This window comes from Streptomyces sp. NPDC059456 (genome assembly GCF_042750055.1).
In the GTDB taxonomy this organism is placed as follows: Bacteria; Actinomycetota; Actinomycetes; order Streptomycetales; family Streptomycetaceae; genus Streptomyces.
The window spans coordinates 3,622-8,577 of the sequence record NZ_JBHYVA010000350.1; the positions used below are offsets into that span (position 1 = coordinate 3,622).

General features: G+C 72.2%; 5 protein-coding genes. 3 read left to right on the plus strand and 2 right to left on the minus strand.

Annotated features, from left to right (window positions below):
* Positions 1–212 precede the first annotated feature (212 nt).
* Positions 213–1,094 carry an alkaline phosphatase family protein gene (locus ACFXA3_RS26255; protein WP_385190747.1) on the minus strand — a complete coding sequence of 294 codons (882 nt, stop codon included), beginning with the start codon at positions 1,092–1,094 and terminating at the stop codon, positions 213–215.
* Positions 1,095–1,353: 259 nt separating this feature from the next.
* Here ACFXA3_RS26255 and ACFXA3_RS26260 point away from each other — a divergent pair, with 259 nt between their 5' ends.
* Positions 1,354–2,586 (plus strand): alpha/beta hydrolase, encoded by a 1,233-nt coding sequence (locus tag ACFXA3_RS26260; protein ID WP_385190748.1) that lies wholly within the window; start codon positions 1,354–1,356, stop codon positions 2,584–2,586.
* Here the strand turns inward: ACFXA3_RS26260 and ACFXA3_RS26265 are convergent.
* Complete coding sequence (locus ACFXA3_RS26265; protein WP_385190750.1) at positions 2,564–4,030, minus strand: carboxylesterase/lipase family protein; 1,467 nt, start codon at positions 4,028–4,030, stop codon at positions 2,564–2,566. The genes ACFXA3_RS26260 and ACFXA3_RS26265 overlap by 23 nt on opposite strands.
* A gap of 120 nt (positions 4,031–4,150) precedes the next feature.
* Here ACFXA3_RS26265 and ACFXA3_RS26270 point away from each other — a divergent pair, with 120 nt between their 5' ends.
* On the plus strand, positions 4,151–4,492 hold the full coding sequence (locus tag ACFXA3_RS26270) for a hypothetical protein (protein WP_385190751.1): 342 nt from the start codon (positions 4,151–4,153) through the stop codon (positions 4,490–4,492).
* Positions 4,493–4,573: 81 nt separating this feature from the next.
* Positions 4,574–4,852 carry a chaplin gene (locus ACFXA3_RS26275; RefSeq protein ID WP_385190752.1) on the plus strand — a complete coding sequence of 93 codons (279 nt, stop codon included), beginning with the start codon at positions 4,574–4,576 and terminating at the stop codon, positions 4,850–4,852.
* Positions 4,853–4,956 lie beyond the last annotated feature (104 nt).

Consider the following 4,956-nt stretch of genomic DNA (forward strand, 5'->3'; position numbering starts at 1 on the left):
TGGAAACACAGCGGTGGGCGGCCGGCGGGGGCGGGGGCGGGGGGGGGGCGGGGTGGGGGGGCGGGGGTTGTGGGGGGGTGTCACACACCAGGAGTTTTTTTACCGGGGGGCGCGCGCGGCGCGCCGCCCCGGGCTGGTGCCGGGGGCGACGGCCTGTGGCTCGGGGGTCACGGCGGGCGCGGGGGTTCCGCGACTGTCCGCAACGTACATGGTCAGGAAGCCCAGATCCCCGTGATGTCCTGGGCGGTGGCCGCGTTCCCGGCGTGGGTGGTCAGGCCGGCCAGGCCTTCCAGGGTGCGCAGCATGTCGTAGTGGTTGTACGTGGTGCCCGAGGTGCTGCCCGGGGTGACGGGCTGGCCGTAGAGCACGGTCGGGATCTTGTTGCCGGAGAGCCGGTTGTCCTCGTCGAAGGTGACGACGAGCAGGCTGTTGTGGGTCTTGGCCCAGTCCGCGTAGGCCTTGAGGTTGTTCTTGAGCCAGGTGTCGCCGGTGCCGACGGAGCAGTCGTGCATGTCGCTGCACAGGTTCGGGACGACGAAGGACACCTTGGGGAGGGTGGTGAAGTCGGCCGGGAACTGCGTCATGGTCTTGGCGCTGCTGGTGGGCACGTTGGAGAACGCGAACCAGGGGTTGTGCTTGCGGGCGTACTTGCCGCTGCTGCAGGTGGTGGAGCCCTGGCTGGGGAGGGTCTCGTTGTAGCTGCCCCAGCTCTTGCCCGCGGCGATCAGCTCGGAGGCGAGGTTGGGCGCGGAGCTGAAGCCCGGCGTGTAGCAGCTGTCGTCGGTGACTCCCTGGTTCGAGCCGGAGAACAGCTGGAGGTAGTTCGGCTGGCTGGGGTGCGTGACGCCGTAGGACTGGGTGAGGTTGGCTCCCCCGGTCTTGAGGGAGTTGATGTACGGGGCGCTGGAGCTGCCGATGACCTGGTTGTAGGCGTGGTTCTCGAAGACCACGACGACGACGTGGTCGGGGGCCGGCAGGCCGGCGGCGTGCGCGGGCTGGGCGGCTCCGACGCCGGCCCAGAGGGCGGCGCCGGCGGCGGTGAGGCCGAAGGCGGTGGCGAGGGCGGCCTTGCGGCGGGACCGTGATGAGGTCATGCCAAACACGGAAAATACCTCCGGGCAGGGGGGGTCTGGGGGCGGCGCGGACGCACCATACCCAGGGGCATGTGCATGGACCAGGGACAGCCGGCCAACAGATCGGGAACTCCGGCGAGCTTCCGGGTGCTCGGCAACGCCCAGCCCTACGTCACCCCAAGAGCTGGAAAAAAGGGGAACCATCGATCACTTAGGCTCATCCTTCGAACAGACGAGACCACCCCCCGACGGGGCAGCACCAGCCGGAGAGCAACCGCACATGTCGTACGCACCCGACGGACAGCACCAGCCGTACCGGTCGGAAGGGCAGTACCAGCAGCAGCCCTACGGCACTTCGTACGCGCAGTCGTATGAACCGCAGTACCAGCCCGAGCCGCCGTACGGGCCGCCGCACCCGCCGTACGGCGAGCCCCACGAGCCCGAGTACGAGCAGCCGCGGCCCCGCCGGGGCAGGCGCTGGCTGATCGCGGGTGTCACCGTCCTGGCGCTCGCCGGCATAGCCGCGGGGGTGATGTACCACTTCGAGATACCCCCCTTCACCGACAAGGGTTCGAGCGTCTCCTACGGCCAGTCCGCGGCGGGCGGCAAGAAGGGCGAGGCCGTCCAGCAGGCGGCCAACGCCAAGGCGCTGATGCCGACCGGCCCCCAGGCCGATTTCAAGAACTCCATGACCCTGGGCGACGGCACCCACGTCTCCGTCACCACCCTGGACGGCAAGAAGTCCGGCTTCAAGGGCAAGGTGTGGGTCTGGGCGCCCAAGGAGTACAACGACCCCAAGTTCGCCAAGAGCGGCTTCCCGGTCATGATCGCCCTGCCGGGCGGCGCCGGTTACCCGAGCAACTACTGGATGGGCACCGACCTGGGGCTGCAGACCAGCATCAGCAAGTGGTACAGCGAGGGCAAGAGCAAGCCGTTCATCCTCGCCATGCCGGTCCTCAACCCGGGCCCGGACGACAAGGGCATCTACTGGGACGGATCCGACATCCCGGGCCAGCCCAAGATGGGCACCTGGCTGACCGAGGACGTCCCGGACCTGATGAAGGCGAACTTCCGCACGATCAAGTCCCGTGACGGCTGGGCCTACATGGGCTCCTCCACCGGCGGTTTCGCGAGCCTGAAGGCCGTGCTCCAGCACCCGGACAAGTTCAAGGCCGCGATCTGCTCCGGCCCGGACATCGTGCCCGACTCCTCCCTGTGGAAGGGCCACGACAAGGAGAAGGCCGAGAACAACCCGGAGCTCCTGGCGAAGGCCATGATCGACAAGAAGGGCGCTCCGGACGTCTACCTCGCCTTCCAGGTCGGCGACAACGAGAGCAACAAGAAGACGCTGCCCGACGTGCAGAAGTTCGTCGCGACGTACACCAAGGGCCCGATCCACACCAGCCTGAGGGTGATCCCCGGCGGCCAGCACAACGCCAAGACCTACGTCCCGAACATGGGCGAGGGCCCGATCGAGTTCATCAGCAAGGTCATGGAAGGACCGGTGGAGTAGCAGGGCTGCCCACCGCCGGTTCGACCGGCTCCACGCGCCGCGGCCCGCCGAACACCATCGGCGGGCCGTTGCCGTCCCAGGCCGCCCAGCCCGGGTTCCCGGTCACGGCGAAGCGCACCCAGGCCGCGTGCATCCGGTCGGCCAGTTCCTGCGGGGCGTCCGGGCCGGCCAGCCACGAGGACTCGGGCACGTGCAGCGCGTCGAACACGAAGCCCAGCTCCAGGGCGTGGCAGGCGCCGAGGCCCGGGATGCCGGAGGGCCAGACGAACTCGTACAGGAAGCTCGACGCGGGCCGCCGCGCCGCGGCGAGCCGGCGCAGCGGGTCGCGCAGCAGCCGGTCGGTGAGCAGCTGCCCCGCGATCTCGGCCGGCCCCGCCCCGGGCCGTGCGGCCCGCAGTGCCCGGACGGCGGCGCGGTCCTTGCCGCTGCGGGCGCGGGCCAGGGCCACGGTGAGCGGACCGAGCCGGTCCATGATCCGCATCGCGCCGGTGGGGGCGAGCCACAGCCGGTACTCCTCGCCGGTCCAGCCCAGCAGCAGCGGTACGTCCGTCGCCGTCGCGGCCTCCAGGGGGTCGCCGGGGAGCGTGTCCGGGTCGGTGACCAGGCCGAACGCGGGGCCGCCGACGAGCGGGCCGGAGCGGCGCATGGCGGCGCCCTGCGCGGCGAGCAGGTCGGGCAGGGCGGTGGCGGCGAAGGCCTCGGCGGTCGCGGGCACCTTGAGCAGGGAGGCCATGCGCCGGACCATGGCGCGCACCTTCTCGCGCCCCGGCACCTCGGGGGCCCCGCTCTGCAGGACGGCCGCGGCGAAGAGCCCGGCGGCGCGCGGGGCGCCGAGCAGGGCCCCGACGCTGATGGCGCCGGCGGACTCGCCGAAGACGGTGACGCGGCCGGGGTCCCCGCCGAAGGCCTCGATGTTCTCCCGCACCCAGGTCAGGGCGGCGATCTGGTCGAGCAGCCCGCGGTTGGCGGGGGCGTCGGGGAAGAGCCCGTAGCCGAGGACGCCCAGGCGGTAGTTGACGGAGACCAGCACCACCCCGTCGCGGGCGAACGCCGAGCCGTCGTAGACGGGGACGGCCGAGGAGCCGCGGGTGAGCGCCCCTCCGTGCAGCCAGACCATGACGGGCAGCCGGGCCCCGGGGGCCGGGTCCGGGGTCCACACGTTGAGGTTCAGGCAGTCGTCCCCCGGGATGTCCGGGTCGGGCAGCAGGGCGGCGAACGCGGGCGGGTAGGGCACCTTGGGCGCGGTGGGGCCGAAGGCGCCCGCGTCGCGCACGCCGTCCCAGGCGGCCGGGGGCCGGGGGGCGGCGAAGCGGAGGGCGCCGACGGGCGGGGCGGCGTACGGGACGCCCCGGAAGACGCAGATCCCGCCCGGACCGGTGCGGCCCTCGACGACGCCGTACCCGGTCCTGACCCGGGGCCGGCCGCTGCCTCCCGCTGTGCTCATCGTTCCCGCTCCTCCGCCCGATCCGGTGCTCCGCGTCCCGGGCACCGTCGCACAGGCCTGCGACGGGTGACAAGGCGTGACCCGGTCCCGGGCGCGCCGGGTTGGACCGGCATGCGATCCATGCGTATCCACCCCGGCGTCCGCGGCTTGGTCCGGGCCGGCTCGGTCTCCCTGCTCCTGCTCGTGGCCGCGGGGACGGCACGGGCGGCGGGGCCCGACTTCCAGTACGTCGGCAGGGACGACAAGGTCCACGGGCTGAGCAGCCCGGAGGGCTGCGTCGAGGCGAAGGGCGGCGGCTTCAGGGCGGTCACCAACGCGACGGGCAGCCGGGCGACCCTGTACCGCGAGCCGGGCTGCAAGGGCGACGCCGTGGCGGTACTGCCACCGGGCGGCGGGGGCCAGATCCGGCCGTACTTCGCCTCCGTGCGGTTTTCCTTCATCACGAAGGCCCAGCGGCCGTGACCGCCGGGCTCCCGCTGCGTTGTATGCCATGTCAAATGCCGCGGGCCTCCTGCGGCACCCCCATCCCCAGAGGAGATCTTGATGTCGCGTATCGCGAAGGCAGTCGCCGTCACCGCTGTTGCCGGTAGCGCCCTGGCCGCCGGTGCCGGTCTGGCCGTCGCCGATGCCGGAGCGCACGGTGCGGCGGTCGGCTCCCCCGGTGTCCTGTCGGGCAACCTGGTCCAGGTCCCGGTTCACGTCCCGGTCAACGTCTGCGGCAACACCGTGAACGTGATCGCTCTTCTGAACCCGGCGTTCGGCAACACCTGCGTCAACGCTTCGGGCGGCGGCGAGCAGCACACCCAGGGCTACGGCGGCTGACCGTCCGTTCCCGTCGGCCGGCCCGGCCGGCCGTCCCGAGGACCGAGGGCCCCCCCCCGGGGGGCGGGGGGCCCGCCCGGGGCCCGGCGGTAGTGGGGGGATGT

Excerpts from the sequence above, each read along its gene's own strand:
- ACFXA3_RS26275 (WP_385190752.1), top strand. The coding sequence starts at position 4,574 with ATGTCGCGTATCGCGAAGGCAGTCGCCGTCACCGCTGTTGCCGGTAGC.
- ACFXA3_RS26270 (WP_385190751.1), top strand. The coding sequence starts at position 4,151 with ATGCGTATCCACCCCGGCGTCCGCGGCTTGGTCCGGGCCGGCTCGGTC.
- ACFXA3_RS26255 (WP_385190747.1), bottom strand. The coding sequence starts at position 1,094 with ATGACCTCATCACGGTCCCGCCGCAAGGCCGCCCTCGCCACCGCCTTC.
- ACFXA3_RS26265 (WP_385190750.1), bottom strand. The coding sequence starts at position 4,030 with ATGAGCACAGCGGGAGGCAGCGGCCGGCCCCGGGTCAGGACCGGGTAC.
- ACFXA3_RS26260 (WP_385190748.1), top strand. The coding sequence starts at position 1,354 with ATGTCGTACGCACCCGACGGACAGCACCAGCCGTACCGGTCGGAAGGG.